This window comes from Martinezella calliandrae (assembly GCF_030272695.1).
Lineage (GTDB): Bacteria > Pseudomonadota > Alphaproteobacteria > Rhizobiales > Rhizobiaceae > Rhizobium > Rhizobium calliandrae.
Map to the genome: position 1 here is coordinate 68,611 of NZ_JARFYN010000019.1, position 17,290 is coordinate 85,900.

General features: G+C 60.7%; 14 protein-coding genes, 3 tRNA genes and 1 pseudogene. 1 reads left to right on the forward strand and 17 read right to left on the reverse strand.

Annotated elements, in window-relative coordinates; all coding sequences use genetic code 11:
* Positions 1-5: 5 nt before the first annotated feature.
* From nuoI to PY650_RS16645, 13 genes and pseudogenes are all read right to left on the reverse strand, one after another.
* Complete coding sequence (nuoI, locus tag PY650_RS16585) at positions 6-497, reverse strand: NADH-quinone oxidoreductase subunit NuoI (RefSeq protein WP_028754013.1); 492 nt, start codon at positions 495-497, stop codon at positions 6-8.
* A gap of 40 nt (positions 498-537) precedes the next feature.
* Positions 538-1,581 carry an NADH-quinone oxidoreductase subunit NuoH gene (gene nuoH / locus PY650_RS16590; RefSeq protein ID WP_285870013.1) on the reverse strand — a complete coding sequence of 348 codons (1,044 nt, stop codon included), beginning with the start codon at positions 1,579-1,581 and terminating at the stop codon, positions 538-540.
* A gap of 12 nt (positions 1,582-1,593) precedes the next feature.
* On the reverse strand, positions 1,594-3,675 hold the full coding sequence (gene nuoG / locus PY650_RS16595; protein WP_285880495.1) for an NADH-quinone oxidoreductase subunit NuoG: 2,082 nt from the start codon (positions 3,673-3,675) through the stop codon (positions 1,594-1,596).
* A gap of 248 nt (positions 3,676-3,923) precedes the next feature.
* Positions 3,924-4,637, reverse strand: coding sequence for a helix-hairpin-helix domain-containing protein (locus PY650_RS16600; protein ID WP_285880496.1), 714 nt, complete (start codon positions 4,635-4,637; stop codon positions 3,924-3,926).
* A gap of 8 nt (positions 4,638-4,645) precedes the next feature.
* On the reverse strand, positions 4,646-5,950 hold the full coding sequence (nuoF, locus tag PY650_RS16605) for an NADH-quinone oxidoreductase subunit NuoF (RefSeq protein ID WP_285880498.1): 1,305 nt from the start codon (positions 5,948-5,950) through the stop codon (positions 4,646-4,648).
* Between the two features lie 55 nt (positions 5,951-6,005).
* Positions 6,006-6,785: pseudogene (gene nuoE, locus PY650_RS16610) on the reverse strand (NADH-quinone oxidoreductase subunit NuoE); the annotation flags it as partial.
* Between the two features lie 15 nt (positions 6,786-6,800).
* Positions 6,801-7,118: a hypothetical protein gene (locus PY650_RS16615; RefSeq protein WP_285880500.1), complete on the reverse strand. Its 318-nt coding sequence runs from the start codon at positions 7,116-7,118 to the stop codon at positions 6,801-6,803.
* On the reverse strand, positions 7,118-8,308 hold the full coding sequence (locus tag PY650_RS16620; protein WP_107107737.1) for an NADH-quinone oxidoreductase subunit D: 1,191 nt from the start codon (positions 8,306-8,308) through the stop codon (positions 7,118-7,120). Before PY650_RS16620 ends, PY650_RS16615 begins: the two co-directional genes overlap by 1 nt.
* A gap of 66 nt (positions 8,309-8,374) precedes the next feature.
* Positions 8,375-8,977, reverse strand: a complete 603-nt coding sequence (locus PY650_RS16625) for an NADH-quinone oxidoreductase subunit C (protein ID WP_285880502.1) — start codon at positions 8,975-8,977, stop codon at positions 8,375-8,377.
* A gap of 18 nt (positions 8,978-8,995) precedes the next feature.
* Positions 8,996-9,577, reverse strand: a complete 582-nt coding sequence (locus tag PY650_RS16630; protein ID WP_285880504.1) for a NuoB/complex I 20 kDa subunit family protein — start codon at positions 9,575-9,577, stop codon at positions 8,996-8,998.
* On the reverse strand, positions 9,568-9,933 hold the full coding sequence (locus PY650_RS16635) for an NADH-quinone oxidoreductase subunit A (protein ID WP_028754004.1): 366 nt from the start codon (positions 9,931-9,933) through the stop codon (positions 9,568-9,570). Before PY650_RS16635 ends, PY650_RS16630 begins: the two co-directional genes overlap by 10 nt.
* Before the next feature lie 260 nt (positions 9,934-10,193).
* Positions 10,194-10,270: transfer RNA gene (locus PY650_RS16640), tRNA-Asp, on the reverse strand.
* Positions 10,271-10,321: 51 nt separating this feature from the next.
* Positions 10,322-10,398 (reverse strand) — tRNA-Asp (locus PY650_RS16645).
* 391 nt (positions 10,399-10,789) lie between these two features.
* Here PY650_RS16645 and PY650_RS16650 point away from each other — a divergent pair.
* A tRNA-Val gene (locus tag PY650_RS16650) sits at positions 10,790-10,865 on the forward strand.
* A 309-nt stretch (positions 10,866-11,174) separates the two neighbouring features.
* Here PY650_RS16650 and PY650_RS16655 read toward each other — a convergent pair.
* The 4 genes from PY650_RS16655 to PY650_RS16670 form a co-directional block, all read right to left on the reverse strand.
* Positions 11,175-11,435 carry a hypothetical protein gene (locus PY650_RS16655; RefSeq protein ID WP_285880505.1) on the reverse strand — a complete coding sequence of 87 codons (261 nt, stop codon included), beginning with the start codon at positions 11,433-11,435 and terminating at the stop codon, positions 11,175-11,177.
* Positions 11,436-11,871: 436 nt separating this feature from the next.
* Entirely contained in the window at positions 11,872-12,267 is a 396-nt protein-coding gene (locus tag PY650_RS16660) for a (R)-mandelonitrile lyase (protein WP_285880506.1), read from the reverse strand.
* Positions 12,268-12,371: 104 nt separating this feature from the next.
* Positions 12,372-15,833: an ATP-binding protein gene (locus tag PY650_RS16665; RefSeq protein ID WP_285880508.1), complete on the reverse strand. Its 3,462-nt coding sequence runs from the start codon at positions 15,831-15,833 to the stop codon at positions 12,372-12,374.
* 3 nt (positions 15,834-15,836) lie between these two features.
* Positions 15,837-17,075, reverse strand: a complete 1,239-nt coding sequence (locus PY650_RS16670) for a metallophosphoesterase family protein (RefSeq protein WP_285880509.1) — start codon at positions 17,073-17,075, stop codon at positions 15,837-15,839.
* Positions 17,076-17,290 lie beyond the last annotated feature (215 nt).

The window sequence follows — 17,290 nt, forward strand, 5'->3', positions numbered from 1 at the left end:
TCCGCTTAGCGGTACGGCGAGTCCATCGCGATATTGCGCGCGATTTCACGCTCCCAGCGGTCGCCATTTTCCAGAAGCCGCGCCTTGTCGAAGTAAAGCTCTTCGCGGGTTTCGGTAGCGAATTCGAAGTTCGGCCCTTCGACGATCGCATCGACCGGGCATGCTTCTTGGCAGAAGCCGCAATAGATGCACTTCACCATGTCGATGTCGTAGCGCACCGTGCGGCGGGTGCCATCGTTGCGGCGCGGCCCGGCTTCGATGGTGATGGCCTGAGCAGGACAGATGGCTTCGCAGAGCTTGCAGGCGATGCAGCGCTCTTCACCATTCGGATAGCGCCGCAGCGCATGTTCACCGCGGAAGCGCGGGCTGACCGGCCCCTTTTCGAAGGGATAATTGATCGTCGCCTTCTGCTTGAAGAAGTAGCGCATCGACAGAAAGAATGCGCCGACGAATTCCTTGAGGAACAGCGAGCTGACGGCGTTGGAAATTCCGGCCATCTTCAACCTCCAAATCTGCTTGAAGCGAGGATCGACATCATCATGCCCATCCTGTCAGCTTCAGCACGAATGCAACGATAACGACCATCGCCAGCGACAGCGGCAGGAAGACCTTCCAGCCGAGGCGCATGAGCTGGTCGTAGCGGTAGCGCGGCACGAACGCCTTGACCATCGCGAACATGAAGAAGACGAGGCACGACTTCAGCAGGAACCAGATGATGCCCGGGACCCAGTTCAGGATCCAGATATCGATCGGCGGCAGCCAGCCACCGAGGAAGAGGATCGTGGTCAGCGAGCACATCAGAACGACGGCGGCATATTCGCCAAGCATGAACATCATATATGGCGAGGAGCCATATTCGACCATGAAGCCGGCAACAAGCTCCGATTCCGCTTCCGGAAGATCGAAAGGCGGACGGTTCGTTTCAGCGAGGGCCGAAATGAAGAACACGATGAACATCGGGAACAGCGACAGCCAGTGCCAGTCGAGGAACGACGCCGGCAGGCCGAGCTTGGTGCCGAGGCCGGTCTGCTGCGACATGACGATATCGGTCAGGTTCAGCGAGCCGACGCAAAGCAGCACTGTGACGATGACGAAGCCGATCGAGACTTCATAGGACACCATCTGCGCGGCTGAACGCAGCGCGCCGAGGAACGGATACTTCGAGTTCGAAGCCCAGCCCCCCATGATGATGCCGTACACTTCAAGCGACGAGATCGCCAGAATGTAGAGGATGCCGACATTGATGTCGGCGATGACCCAGCCATGCGCCACCGGCACGACAGCCCAGGTGGAGAGCGCCAGAACCACGGAAACGAGTGGGGCCAGCAAAAAGACGGTCTTGTTGGCGCCGGCCGGGATGATCGGCTCCTTGACCATGAACTTCAGAAGGTCAGCGAAGGACTGGAATAGGCCGAAAGGACCGACGACGTTCGGGCCACGGCGCAGCTGAACCGCTGCCCAGATCTTGCGGTCGGCAAGAAGGATGTAGGCGATGAAGATCAGCAGGCAAACGAGGAGCAGCAGGGACTGACCGATGATAATCAGCGCCGGCCAAAGATAGGTCGAAACGAATGAATCCATAGTCCTTTGCCCTTACTCTGCCGCAGCCTGGAAATTGTTGCGGGCCAATGCCGAGCACTCCGCCATGACGGCAGAGGCACGCGCTATCGGGTTCGTCAAATAGAAGTCTTTGATCGGCGAAGCAAACCCGGATTTTGTCATCGCGCCGGCTTTTTTCGCGAGTGCGACAATTTGGGCGCTATCGCCTTCGGCGATCTCGTCAATGCCTGCGAAATGCGGGAAAGCAGCATAGAGCTTGGCACGCAATTCTCTCAACGAATCAAAGGGAAGCTTCTTGCCGAGCACGTCGGAAAGGGCACGAATGATGGCCCAGTCCTCGCGCGCGTCGCCCGGCGCGAAGCCAGCACGGTTGCCCATCTGAACTCGGCCTTCGGTGTTGACCCAGGTGCCCGACTTCTCGGTGTAGGTGGCGGCCGGCAGGATAACGTCGGCAATGTGCGCGCCGTTGTCGCCATGCGAGCCGATATAGACGGTGAACTTCGCGCCCTTGCGGCTGAAGTCCAGCTCGTCGGCACCGAGCAGGAAGAGAACGTCCATCGACGAGAGCATCGCGGCAGCATTGACGCCCTTTGCGCCCGGCACAAAGCCGAGGTCGAGGCCGCCAACACGGGAAGCCGCGGTGTGCAACACGGCAAAGCCGTTCCAACCGTCCTTCACGACGCCGACAGCGGCGGCGAGCTTGGCGGCATTCGCAAGCACCTCAGCACCGTCTTCGCGAATAAGCGCGCCCTGGCCGATGATGATCATCGGCTTTTCCGCGTTCTTAAGAACATCGGCAAAGCCGTGCGTTCCGCCGACGACATCGGCCAGCGTATCCGGACCGGCGCCGAGATAATCATAGGAGTAACGCAGGTCGGCATGTTCGCCGATCACGCCGATCGGGAACTTGCCGCGGCGCCAGCGCTTGCGGATTCTTGAGTTCAACACGGCCGCTTCGAAGCGCGGGTTGGCACCGATGATCAGCAGCGCATCGGCGGCTTCGATGCCCTCGATGCTCGGGTTGAAGATGTAGCTTGCGCGGCCTAGCGACGGATCAAGCGCCGTCCCGTCCTGGCGACAGTCGAGATTTTCTGATCCCAGCGACTTCAGTAGTTCGGAGAGCGCGTACATCTCTTCGACAGAAGCGAGGTCGCCGGCAATCGCACCGATCCTGTCGCCGCTGGTGGCGGCAACCGCGGACTTGATGGCGGTAAAGGCGTCGCTCCAAGTCGAAGCCTGCAGGCGTCCGTCCTTGCGGACATAGGGCTTGTCGAGGCGCTGCGTCTTCAGACCGTCCCAGATGAAGCGGGTCTTGTCGGAGATCCATTCTTCATTGATCTGCTCGTTGACGCGCGGCAGGACGCGCATGACTTCGCGCCCGCGGGTATCGACGCGGATGGCCGAGCCAAGCGCGTCCATGACGTCGATCGATTCGGTCTTGTTCAGCTCCCACGGACGGGCCGTGAACGCGAAGGGCTTCGAGGTCAGCGCGCCGACCGGGCAAAGGTCGACGACGTTGCCCTGTAGCTCGGAGGTCATCGCCTGCTCGAGATAGGTGGTGATTTCCGCATCTTCACCGCGGCCGATCAGGCCGAGTTCGGAAATGCCGGCGACTTCCGTCGTGAAGCGGACGCAGCGCGTGCAGTGGATGCAGCGGTTCATCACGGTCTTGACGAGCGGACCGATATATTTGTCCTCGACGGCGCGCTTGTCTTCCTGATAGCGCGAACTATCGATGCCGAAGGCCATCGCCTGGTCCTGAAGGTCGCATTCGCCGCCCTGGTCGCAGATCGGGCAATCCAGCGGATGGTTGATCAGCAGGAACTCCATTACGCCCTCGCGGGCCTTCTTGACCATCGGCGTATTGGTGAAGACTTCCGGAAGCTCGCCGTTCGGGCCGCCGCGGATGTCGCGCACGCCCATGGCGCAGGAGGCCTGCGGCTTCGGCGGGCCTCCCTTCACCTCGACGAGGCACATGCGGCAATTGCCGGCCACCGACAACCGTTCATGGAAGCAGAAGCGCGGGACTTCGGCGCCGGCTTCCTCGCACGCCTGGATAAGCGTGTAGTGATCCGGAACTTCGATCTCTTTACCGTCAATCTTCAGTTTTGCCATCGTCCACTCAGTCCTATCTCACGTCTGCCGCCGAACCTGGCCTCAGACAATTTCATGACCGCAATACCGTCTCGCCAGCGGCACGGCATTTCAGCCGTGTGGCACCGGTTTTGCTCACAATCACCTTTGCCGAACCTTGCCCCCACAAGATCGGCACCCCGGCTGAAACGTCGCGGGCCGCGCCCGCAACATGCTCACCGCTCAATTTCACGCTCTTCGGCAGCTTGCGGCATAGCCGAAGAAAATCCTCAGCCCCGGCCCTTTGGCCGGAGCGCTTTTGCCTGGCCGACCCAGTCGTCACGACGGATACGACCGTCGAAACCGAGCTCCGAATCGATCCGTTCGATATCCGCCTCACTCCAGGCAGCGATATCGACAAAGCGCTGAATGCCGCGCCCGTTCAGAACCTGCTCGAGCTTCGGACCGATGCCCGATATCCGCTTCAAGTCATCCGCCTTAGCGGCCGCCTTGCGGCTGCGCGCCGGCGCCGCCGCCGGCTTTGTCGCGACCGGCTCCGCAGCAACGGCTTTGGCACTGGTCCTGGCTTTGGCCGGCGCCTTCGCCGGCGCTGCTTTCGCGGCGACCCGCTTCGGCTCGACCTTCTTCACCTCAGCCGGCTTGGCAGCGGGCGATGCCGTCACCGGCTTTGGCTCCTCGGTCCCGTCACTCTTTGCCGCCGGCTCAGGCGCAGCTGCCCCATTGTTTTCCTCGTCGAACGCGACAGCGAGCTTGTTGGTCGCCTCGACCGCGCCTTGCAGCGCGCCGAAGAACGCGCCCGCCATCTGCGAGGAGAAGCCGAACCCAATCGCGGTCGCGGCGGCAAAGGCAGCAGCCGGATGCGACATCAACGGATGGATCGGCAAGGTAGGCGAATTCCGCAGCATGTCCGCAGCAATACGGGTGAGATCAGCCGACATATCGTCCGCTCCGCTATTCTGCTTGGTATCTGTGGTCTTCGCCATGATCGTCCTTACTCGGCCGCTTCCAGCACCGCGCCGTGGCTCGTCGCATTGGCCGTATATTGGTCGATGCGTTTTTCGATTTCCGGGCGGAAGTTGCGGATCAGGCCCTGTACCGGCCATGCGGCGGCGTCGCCGAGCGCACAGATGGTATGACCTTCGATCTGCTTCGTCACCTGGAACAGCATGTCGATTTCGCGCTTCTGCGCATTGCCCCGGGCCATGCGCTCCAGCACGCGCCACATCCAGCCCGTGCCTTCGCGGCACGGCGTGCATTGGCCGCAGCTTTCGTGCTTGAAGAAGGCCGAGATACGGGCAATCGCCTTGATGATATCCGTCGACTTGTCCATGACGATCGCAGCCGCGGTACCGAAGGACGATTTGACTTCGCGCAGGCCGTCGAAATCCATCGGGCAGTCGATGATGTCCGCTGCCGGAACAACCGGGCACGACGCGCCGCCGGGGATGACGGCAAGCAGATTGTCCCAGCCACCGCGAATGCCGCCGGCGTGCTTTTCAATCAATTCGCGGAAGCTGATGCCCATCGCCTCTTCGACCGTGCACGGACGATTGACGTGACCGGAAATCATGAACAGCTTGGTGCCGACATTGTTCGGACGGCCGAAGGAGGAGAACCAGCTGGCGCCGCGGCGCAGGATCGTCGGGGCAACGGCGATCGACTCGACGTTGTTGACGGTGGTCGGGCAGCCATAGAGACCCATGTTGGCCGGGAACGGCGGCTTCAGGCGCGGCTGGCCCTTCTTGCCTTCCAAGCTTTCGAGCAGCGCGGTTTCTTCGCCGCAGATATAAGCGCCGGCGCCGTGATGAACAAAAACGTCAAAGTCCCACCCGAGCTTGTTGTTTTTGCCCAGAAGTCCAGCATCGTAGCATTCGTCGATCGCCGCCTGCAGGGCTTCGCGCTCGCGCATGTATTCGCCGCGAACATAGATGTAGGCGGTGTGAGCGCCCATGGCGAAGCCGGCGACAACGCAGCCTTCGATCAGCGTATGCGGATCGTGGCGCATAATATCGCGGTCCTTGCAGGTGCCTGGCTCGGACTCGTCGGCGTTGACGACGAGATAGTGCGGACGGCCATCGCTTTCCTTCGGCATGAAGGACCACTTCAGACCGGTCGGGAAGCCTGCGCCACCACGACCGCGAAGGCCGGAAGCCTTCATCTCGTTGACGATCCAGTCCCGGCCCTTTTCGAGGATCTGCTTGGTGCCGTCCCAGTGGCCGCGCGCCATCGCGCCTTTCAGGGACTTGTCCTTGAGACCGTAAATATTGGTAAAGATGCGATCCTGATCCTGTAACATACCTTACCTCTTACTCAGCCTTGTCGCCGACAGCCGTATTGTCTTCTTTGGCCGGAGCCGCCTTCGGATGCTCTGCGGGCAGCACGGTTTCGCCGTCGGCTGGGCTCTTCAGCGCCGGGTTGGTCTCAGCATCGCCACTGACGGGCCTTGCTGCCTCGGATGGCGGTAGAGCGACCGTTTCGGCGACGACCTTAACACCAGACTTCTTCTTCGTCGCCGGCTTCGGCGAATCCCTTAGCGAAGTCAAACCGCCTTCCGGCGCGGAGAAAATACGATCGATCTGCGGACCGGTCGGGACTTCGCTGCCCTTGCCTGCGACGAATGCATCGATGATCTCTTCGAGACGTTCCGGCGTCAGATCCTCATAGGTATCCTTGCCGATCACGACCATCGGTGCGTTGACGCAAGCGCCCTGACATTCAACCTCTTCCCAGGAGAGCGTGCCTTCGGCATTGCGCTCCAGTGCGTGGCCGGCGATCCGGCTCTTACAGACCTTCACCAGGCCTTCGGCGCCGCGCAACATGCAGGGGGTCGTGCCGCAAACCTGGATATGAGCGCGGCTGCCGACCGGATGCAGTTGAAACTGCGTGTAGAAGGTGGCGACCTCGAGCGCGCGGATATAGGCCATGTCAAGCATATCGGCGATCTTTTCGATGGCCGCCTTGGTGACCCATCCGTCCTGCTCCTGCGCGCGCATCATCAGCGGGATGATCGCGGATTGTTGGCGGCCCTCGGGATATTTCTTGATCGTCTTTTCCGCCCAAGCCGCGTTCTCCTGGTTAAAGGCGAATGCGGCAGGCTGGAATTGATCTTCGGCTAGTCGACGAACGGACATCTTTCACGCCTTATCTCAGTTTAAGGACCCACACCGCGTATCCGTCAGAGACGAAAATTCGCAGGCATAGGCCGACTGGTCTTTCTGCATAAACACAACGAATTTACCGCCATTCGGTACAGCGGCCTTTATTTCATAGCCGCGTGACACGAGATCGGCCATGGTCGATGTCGCGCTCTGCGAGGCTGTATTCCCACTCTTGGCACTATTCGAGCTTTTCACATTCGAACCTTGCACAGAGATGCTGGGCAACGCCTGCGTCTTTCCTACCTGCTGAGCCGAAGCTCCGGAAGCAACGAGAACCGCAGCAACGATGACCGGCCAAAGCTGCATCAGCGATCCACCTCACCGAATACGATGTCGAGCGAACCGAGCACGGCCGCGACGTCGGCAAGCAAATGGCCGCGGCACATGAAATCCATCGCCTGCAGATGCGCATAGCCCGGAGCACGGATCTTGCAGCGATACGGCTTGTTCGAACCGTCGGAGACGAGATAGACGCCGAACTCGCCCTTCGGCGCTTCGACGGCGGCATAAACCTCACCGGCCGGCACATGATAGCCTTCGGTGTAGAGCTTGAAGTGGTGGATCAGCGCTTCCATCGAGCGCTTCATCTCACCGCGCTTCGGCGGCACGACCTTACCGTCGAGCGAAGAGACCGGGCCAGTCTTGGCATCCCCGAGCAAGCGATTGACGCACTGCTTCATGATGCGGACGGACTGGCGCATCTCGATCATGCGGATCAGATAACGATCGTAGCAGTCTCCGTTCTTGCCGATCGGAATGTCGAATTCGAGATCGGAGTAGCATTCATAGGGCTGCGCGCGGCGCAAATCCCACGCAGCACCCGAGCCGCGTACCATGACGCCCGAGAAGCCCCAGGCCCAACAGTCTTCTAGCGACACGACGCCGATATCGACGTTACGCTGCTTGAAAATGCGGTTGCCAGTGAGCAACTCGTCAATATCGTCAAGAGCCTTCAGGAAGGGATCGCACCAGTCGCCGATATCCTGCACCAGCTTTTCCGGCAAATCCTGGTGGACGCCGCCCGGACGGAAATAGGCGGCATGCATGCGCGAGCCCGAGGCGCGCTCGTAGAACACCATTAGCTTTTCGCGCTCTTCGAAGCCCCAGAGCGGCGGCGTCAGGGCCCCGACGTCCATGGCCTGCGTCGTCACGTTCAGTAGATGCGACAGGATGCGGCCGATTTCCGAATAGAGGACGCGGATCAACTGGCCGCGAATCGGGATCTCGATGCCAAGCAGCTTTTCGACGGCCAGCGCATAGGCATGTTCCTGGTTCATCGGCGCCACATAATCGAGGCGGTCGAAATAAGGGACGGCCTGCAGATAGGTCTTCGTTTCGATCAGCTTTTCCGTGCCGCGATGCAGCAGGCCGATATGGGGATCGACGCGTTCCACAATTTCGCCGTCCAATTCGAGGACAAGACGCAATACGCCGTGCGCAGCCGGGTGCTGCGGACCGAAATTGATGTTGAAGTTGCGAACGTTGTGTTCTGTCATGGCGGCGATGCTCGCGTTTTCAGATCTTCAGAGAATGGCAGGCTTCGCCCGCCACACGCCACAAAATTATGCCTTCGCCTTCTCATCGCCCGGTAGCACGTAGTCCGTGCCTTCCCAGGGGGACAAAAAGTCGAAGTTACGGAATTCCTGCTTCAACTCTACCGGCTCGTAGATGACCCGCTTGGCAGCGTCGTCATAACGGACTTCGACGAAACCGGTGGTCGGGAAATCCTTGCGCAGTGGATGGCCTTCGAAGCCATAGTCGGTCAGTAGGCGGCGCAGATCCGGGTGGCCGGTGAAGAGAACGCCGTACATGTCCCAGGTTTCGCGCTCGAACCAATCGGCGCCCGGATAGACGCCGCAGGCGGAGGGAACCGGCTGATCTTCGGCGACCGGAACCTTGACGCGGATGCGCAGGTTCTTCTTCGGCGAAAGCAAGTGATAGACGACGTCGAACCGATCGGGACGCTGCGGCCAGTCAACGCCGCAAATATCCGTCAGGTTGACGAAACCGCATTTGGCATCATCGCGCAGGAACGTCAGCAGCGCGACCACGTTTGCGGCTGTTGTCGTCACGTTCAGTTCGCCATACTTGATTTCGAACGACGAAATCAGGGCGCCGCGGACTTCCGTGAGATAGGTGGCGAGCTCGTTCAGGGCTTCACTCATATTGCCTTGTCCCCTGCATTACCGTTCGATCGTGCCGGTGCGCCGGATTTTCTTCTGCAGCAGAAGCACGCCGTAAAGCAGTGCCTCGGCTGTGGGAGGACAGCCCGGTACATAGATGTCGATCGGCACCACGCGGTCGCAGCCACGCACAACGGAATAAGAATAATGATAATAGCCGCCGCCATTGGCGCAGGAGCCCATCGAGATGACGTAGCGCGGCTCCGGCATCTGGTCGTAGACCTTGCGCAGAGCCGGAGCCATCTTGTTGGTCAGCGTGCCGGCGACGATCATGACGTCGGACTGACGCGGTGAGGCGCGCGGCGCGAAACCGAAGCGCTCGACGTCATAACGCGGCATGGAAACCTGCATCATTTCGACAGCGCAGCAGGCGAGACCGAAGGTCATCCACATCAGCGAGCCGGTGCGGGCCCAATTGATCAGCTCGTCCGTCGAAGTGACCAGAAAGCCCTTGTCGGCAAGTTCATTGTTGATCTCGCCGAAGAACGGATCATTGCTGCCAGCGGGCTTGCCCGTTGCGGGATCGATAATCCCCTTCGGCTGCGGCGCAACGAGCGTAGTGTTGCTTTGGGTTACTCCCATTCGAGCGCTCCCTTCTTCCATTCATAGATAAAGCCGATGGTCAGCACCGCCAGGAACACCATCATCGACCAGAACCCGAACCAGCCGATCGCACCGAAGGATACGGCCCAGGGGAAAAGGAAGGCGACTTCCAGGTCAAAGATGATGAAGAGAATCGACACAAGGTAGAAGCGGATGTCGAACTTCATGCGGGCGTCGTCGAATGCGTTGAAGCCGCATTCGTAAGCCGACAGCTTTTCCGAATCAGGCGCCTTGAAGGCGACGGCAAACGGCGTAATCAACAACGCCAGGCCGATCACCACGGCAATACCAATGAAAATCGCTATCGGAATATAGGAACTGAGCAGTCCAGTCATCATGTCCATCCCTGCTTGCCATGGACGCCGGGGTGGCGCCTTTGAGCAAATGCCCAAGCCAAGCGAAAGAGCGTTGCAACAAAGCCGTGGTTAGCGCAGCCGGAGCGCGGGCGCAAGCCTTTTGAATGTGTCGTTTCAAGCACTACCGAACCGGGCTTATCAGCAAGCTGCAACGATATCGCGACAAATCGGCGCAAACATAGAACAGTGTTTTCGCAGACGCAGCAAATTGATGATTGATTGTAATGGCTTGAAACAAATGGCGCGAGTGACGGGGCTCGAACCCGCGACCTCCGGCGTGACAGGCCGGCACTCTAACCGACTGAGCTACACCCGCGCAACGTTTGACCTATTGGCCAGGCGAAAATCCGGAATTAGTGCTTTAAAATGGCGCGAGTGACGGGGCTCGAACCCGCGACCTCCGGCGTGACAGGCCGGCACTCTAACCGACTGAGCTACACCCGCATTTCATTTCAAGCATTCCGGATGCTTTCGCACCCATCAAAGCGGCCTCTCGCCGTTTGATGAGCGGCTAACTACGGGGTTCGTGTTTGGGTGTCAAGCAGGTTTAAATACAAATCCATGACAGAGTGCGAATTGTTTGCACAACCTTCGCCGACGCATCTCGGCTCCGCCGATTTGGCATGGCAGGTTCGCGCCTCACGCATTTCAAAAGCGGCTCATACACGCCCCCCACATATGCTGCTTTTGCGAAAGGACATAGTGGCGATATCGACTTGGAGGGGCGACGCCATCAAAAAAATCAAAAAATCTTCACAAACACTCTTGCGGTTTTTTGCCGTTCCGCATAGATCACGGCCACCGAACGCAGCGGGGCAATGACCGCTTGCATGACGGGCGATTAGCTCAGTTGGTAGAGCGCCTCGTTTACACCGAGGATGTCGGGAGTTCGAGTCTCTCATCGCCCACCATTTTCCAAACATGAAATTGATTGGTTGATATCGTGGCTTTCGAGCTACTTCGCAGCGCCTTTTTGCGTAGCAGAACGGTGCAAACGCCCTGCGCCGCTGGCGTCGATCTAGCGCTTCCAATCAACGGGGCCATCGTCGAGCGGTTGAAGCTTTAACACCAGATGCGAGTCGGGAGTTTGCATGCACGGCGAAGGACCGCATGATCTGGCTGAGGGCATCCTGGTGGCTATGGAATGGCGAGTGCTAGCGCGATTGATAATCCATCTGAAGCTGCAAGGGATAGACGAAGAATCGCGGTTTGTCGGCGATCTAGCGCTCGGTCGTCGCCTCAACCTCGCGCGCCTGTGGAGCCAGCCGGCATATTCCACTAGCGGATGATAGAGCGCTTGGCGCCGATAGCCAGGACGGAGAATCCACAGAAAAGCGTTGGGAAGATTGTAGAGGAGATGATGCACCAGCCTCCGCCGAGAAGCTGTGCCCGAAGCGACGGCCCCAATCCGACTCGGGAAGGCTCGCTGAAGCCTCCACGATGTAGAGCGAATCGACGGGAAAGTCGGAATTGGATGACATTCCGTCGCGCTCGATGGTTACCCAATCCGGTCGCGGATATCACATCTCGACCACATTGCTACACATTCAGTGGAGAGAATTTCGCCGCTGCCGATAAAGACGTCCACGATTGCCCGCGCGCCCACAATGCCCGCTTTCGTATCATCTGGACACCGTTCGCCTATCTCTGCCTCCATCACCGTGAATCAGTTTCACGGGGTCCGACAAATCGGGAGAGTGGAAAAAACGATTTGAACGGAGAAGGACAATCTGCGCCGCCTGCACGAGACGCAGACGCTTGGGGACCGGGCGATCAATCCCGCATGCAGCCGAGACAAATCAAACCCGAAAATCCTGATCGGAACGAATCTGCATATTCGATCGATGTGACAATCGCAGCCTCCATCACAATCTGAAAGAGCTGCCGCCTTTGCAAACCGATGGAGCCGTTTCGCATTTATCCGCGATACTGCTCGTCGGTTACATATTCCATCCAGTCGGCGGCTTTGCCGTCCTGCATTTCCTGAATGGCGATATGCGTCAACGCGGTATCCGGCCCGGCGCCGTGCCAGTGTTTTTCGCCCGGCGCAAACCAGAGGACGTCGCCGTCGTTGATTTCCCGGATTTCGCCGCCCCAGCTCTGGGCAAGGCCTTTGCCGGATGTCACCACCAGAGTCTGGCCAAAGGGATGCGTATGCCAGGCCGTGCGGGCGCCCGGATCGAAGCTGACATTGACGACCTGGATGCGGGCCGGTGCCTGCGCCTGCATCAATGGTTCCTGGCGTACGGTGCCGGTGAAATATTCGGCCGGCGCCATCAGCGACGGGCGCGATCCTTTAGGCTTGATCTCCATGGCGTTTCTCCTGCCTTGCCGAGCTGGCGTCTTGCTCTCCGCCGTCAGCCTATGCCATCCGATGACGTCATCCAAGCGACAACGTCGATGTCCGGCCTGACGCTTTAAAGGTGGATCAGATCCAAGTCCGTTCCGATCTCGCGTTTGGCAATCTCGACCAGGCTCATTTCGTGAGTGAAGAGTATGGTCTGGAAATGCTCCGTCGTGCCGGCGAGCGCCTTGAGGCCGGCGCTAGCGCGGTCATCGTCGAAAGTCTGGAAAATGTCGTCGACGATCAATGGCGCGGGCTCGTTGCGGGATGAATAATCCTCCAGAAAGGCGAGCCGCAAAGCGAGGTAAAGTTGATCGCCCGTGCCCTCGCTCAGGCCCTCCAGCGGTACGCGCTCGCCGCCTGAGCGCTCCGCCAGCAATTGCAAAACGTCCTTTTCGTCATGCTCTTCAACCAGTCGCGTGAAGCGGCGGCTAGTCAGCAGCGAGAACAAATCCCCCGCCCGCGTGATGACCGGATCGGCCTGGTGCTCGCGGTAGGCTTCCATCGAGCTTGTCAGCATCCGTGCTGCAAGTTTCAGCACCACCCATTGCCGCGCCAAGTCCTTGGCTTCCCGTTCAGCGGAGAGCTTTTCGAAGACGGCGTATTCGGCGCTGATGCCGGTCTCTAGCGCGCGCTGCTGGCGCTGGTTTTCCGACAAACGCGCCATGAGTTCGCCATGCGCCGTGAATTGCCGGAGATCTTCGGCGGTCAACCGCTCGATCTCCAGTTCGGCGGCGACGCGCTCGAAGCCGATAAGCTGGGCGCGGGCTTCATCCTCGCCCACGCCATCGGCCTGTTGGCGGAAGCGGCCCCGGCTTTCGGCCAACCGGGTGTTCAGCCGGGCGCGCTCGCGCAGGCGCGACAACAAGGCCGGCAGATCGATATCGTCCGGCAGACCCGCTGTCAGCCTAGCGAGGTCGGCCATCACCGCAGCAAGCGCCTCGCCACAGCGGACGGCCTGCGCCTCCGCCTGCTGGCGTTCCTCATCGAGCCGGTCGCGCTTCTTCTGTTCGCCGTGCGCCGCACCAGCGCGTGCGTGCAACGCTTCGGCCGCGGCGTCCGACGGCAGGTGGTCGAGTTCATAGCCAGCGGTTGCGGCAAGTGTTGCGAGCCGACGCTCGAAATCGGCCATGTCGCGTCGCATCCCGCTGACGCGGCGTTGGCGGTTGTCGTGCTCCGCCAAAACGTCCGGCAGCTCGGTCCACGCCTTCAGTGCCGCCGCCGCCATATCCAGCGTTGCATCCGTGGGAAGGCCGAACAGGGGGACGGCTCTGCCGAAAGCGTCGCGCCAATCGGCCTGATCGCACTCGATATCCCGCTGCTGCGCGCTAAGACGCATCAGCCGGTCGCGTGCCGCGACGATTTCGCCTTCACGCGTGCGGCTCTCGCTCCAGCGCTCCGAAAGCAGACGGAGGTGTTTTCTCAACCCTTCTGCCATCGCACCCGTCGGCAGCCGGCCGCTTTTATAGCCGGTGGCGTCGGCAATATCCTTCAGTGCCGGCGAGACCCCTGCTTCGGCAAGGGCAGCTTCATCCCGCTCGTCCAGCAGATCGCGCAGAGCGCGGCGTTCCCGGAACAACCCTTCGACCGCGCGCCGCCACTCCAGCATGGCTGCCGGGTCGAGGGCAGTGATACCGCAGGGCTCGAACAGCGCCGCAAAGGCCGCAAGCGCTTTTGCCAATGTTTCTTCGCACTCTCGCAGTCGCTTCGCGGCAGCCTCACGCTCCTGTCGCAGCCGCTCCTGTCGCAACCTGTTGTCCGCATGACGCGAAACCCGCTCTGCATCGCTCAGCGCGATATCGGCAAGGCGATCCGCTTCCGCCATACTTGTCGTGAGGGTGGCGATCGCCTTGCCATTGGAAGGCACGCCACCATCCGCCAATGCGTTGCGGATCGATTGCCACAGGACATCGCGAGTGTCGCGCGCGTCGGCAATTTGTTCATGCGTCACGATCGGACCCGTGCGCTCGGCTGCTTCCAGCGCCTGCTCGATCTCGGCTAGCTGCTCGTTACAGGTGCGCGCCTTATCGGATGCCTCGCGCAGGCTGCTGCGCATGGCGTCAATCGTTTCGCGATGCGCGGCAATCTCGGCACTATCCGGCAGCGGCGCGGTAAAGAGCGCGCCGATATCGGCAACCGGCGGGCGCAAACGAGCGGCCGCCTCTTGAAGGTCCGCTTTGATACGGCGGATCTGTGTCTCCAATCCATCCAAGCGGGCAAGGGCGGAGAGACCCGGGGTCAATGCCTCCAGCTGGTCGATATAGGGCCGAGGATCGATTAGGCGACCCGAGAAACTCTCTCTCTCCAACGCCGTCAATTGTCTGTGTTCGCTGTCCGCTTGCGCTGCGATCCCCTGGCCTTGCAGAAGCAAATGCCTGCCTTCTTCGACCAATTCGGAGAGGCGTGCGCGCTCGGCATCGCTCGGCTGCCGCTTGTCCAAATGCGCAACGTCGGCAAAGCCAAGACGGCGGGCGAGCTGCGCAAGTGCTGCGTCATAGCCCGCCAACTCCTGATCGACGCGCGGCAGATCATCTCGCTGGCTGCGGTAGTTGCCGGTATCGGCAAAGAGCTGTGTGATATCGTCCGATATCCGCAGCAGCGTTTCGTCTATCTCAATCGATGACAGCTCTTCGCGGGTGCGCGCGGCTAGCTGCTCGGCGCGGCGCAGCTCATCCTCGGCGGAACGCTTGTCGCTCACGCCCTGCTCCAGCCGGTCCGCAAAACTGTCCGGCATCGCGTCCAGATCGGTGAGGCTGACGAGAGCCGCCATCTCGCGGTCGATATCGGCCAAGAGCGGCTGCAACGTCTTCAACCTCTGTAATCGGTCGAGTGCCTGCCGCGTCTGGCGGCGCTGGTCCTGCAGGCGCTCCAATTCTGCCTCGATCTCCGCGGCTTCCGTTAACAGCTTCTTCCAGTCACCGGATTTGAGCTCACTGTCGCGTTCGGCCTTGCGGGCCTTGTCATGGCGGTCCAGCGCCTGATAGAAACTGCGATCCTTCGACCGTCGCTGGGCATAGATCCCGTCCGCTTCGCCCTCGAGAGACTGCCGCAAGCGAGAGAGGCCGGTAAGACCGGAGGCGGCGGAAAACAATAGGCTGCCGATCTCTCCGCCGCTGTGCAGCATGGCCGTTGCTCCCTGGCGCAAACGGAGGGAATCGAGGCCGAAAGCGCGTTCGAATACGTCGCGGCTCAAATTTCCGAGGAACGGCGACAGGGCATCCTCGGCAAGCGGAGTCTCCTTTTCATCAGGCGCGAGCAACGTGTTCTTGCGCCCGCGGCGGCGGCGGAAAGCCAGTGGTGCGCCATCGCGCGCGCTGATGGCGGCGCCGACACGCAGGCTTGTCGGTTCATGCAGGAAGCTCTGTTCGGCGGCAGCGGGAAAGCCGAAAAGCAGATCGGAAATAGCGCTGAGCGCAGAGGATTTGCCCGCCTCGTTCGGCCCATAAATGACATGCAGCTTCGCGCCGGCGCGAAAATCGAGCGTGCGGTCGGTCAGCGCGCCGTAGCGGAGGATGTGGAGCCTATCGAAGCGCATGGGTCAGCCTGCCCCCTGCCCGCGCGCCAGCAGCAATTGCCGCGCCTCCTCGATCAGCATCTCGATGGTATCGTCCAACGGCAACTGAGACGTCCCGAGGCCTGCAGGCAAGCGTGTTGCGATCTCACCGACGAGCCTGTTCGCCTCCGCCACGATATTCGCATCGCCGACATGTTCGGCCAGCAATTGGCCGAGATCGAGCGTGCCATTGGCCTTGACAGCGCTCGCGGCCGGCGGCTCCAGCCGCAGTTCCAGCTTCTCCAGCCAGATGTCCTCATGCACGCGGTGGCACGCCGCCTCGACTTCGTCGCGCCATTGCTGGCGATTGGCGGCAATGACGCCCTGCAGCGGCGTTGTACCCGACAGCCGGACACGCAGCGCCATCATGCGCCCCGCCATATCATCAGCAAGCGGCTGCGCGGCCTGCTCGACTCGACGCAGGATCGCTGCCTGGTCATCGTCGGGATCGACAGCGATATCGACCTGCCCAAACCGCGCCTCGTCGACGATCAGGCGCTCATGGCTGATACGGCCGCCCTCCTCGACGGTCACAAGTACAGCGCCCTTGGCGCCGCGCTCGCGAATGCTCCGGCCCTGCAGATTGCCGGGGAAGATCACCAGCGGGTCGCTCGCCACCACCTCGTAGTCGTGGACGTGGCCCAGAGCCCAATAGTCGTAGCCGCGCGACCGCAAGTCATTGACCGAGCACGGCGCATAGGGCGCATGCGGCTCGCGGCCGGTGAGCGACGTGTGGAGAACGCCGATGTTGAACCAGCCGGACACCGGCGCGGGATAGCCAAGCGCCAGGTTGTCGTTGGCCGAGCGCTCGGCAAAGCCCTGTCCGTGCAGCGCCACCTGCAAGGCCTCCAGCTTGACGGAGTCGGGCTTGTTCGTCGGGAATTCGTAGACATTGGCAGGCAGCGTTATCGTCTTGGTGATGACGCTGGCCGCATCGTGATTGCCGCGCAGCAGATAGACCGGAATGCCGGTACGCTCCAGCCGCGCCAACTCCCGATTGAAGAACAGGCCGATCTTATTGTCCTTCCAATCGCCGTCATAGACATCGCCGGCAATCAGCAGGAAATCGACCTGTTTTTCGATCGCCAACCCCACGAGTGTCGAAAAAGCCTTGCGGCTGGCCTCCACGAAGACAGAAGCGACGGCAGCATCCTTCAGCGCCAGCCCCTGGAAAGGGCTGCCGAGGTGGAGGTCGGCGGCATGGATGAAGCTGAAAGAGGGCATAAGCTCCGGTCATCATCAGATATCTGGCACCCTCTTTTAGGGAAATACTGGTTCGATGAACACCGTGCCGCATCCGTCATCCAACGGTTTCGTCTATTGCCGGCTCCTGTCATACTCCTATGTCACACAATTGCGATTTCGGAGTTTCGTCCTAGGCTTGTCCGCACTCTGGGCGGCTGGTAGTGCCTTGGCATTTCATCACGAACGGAGACAAT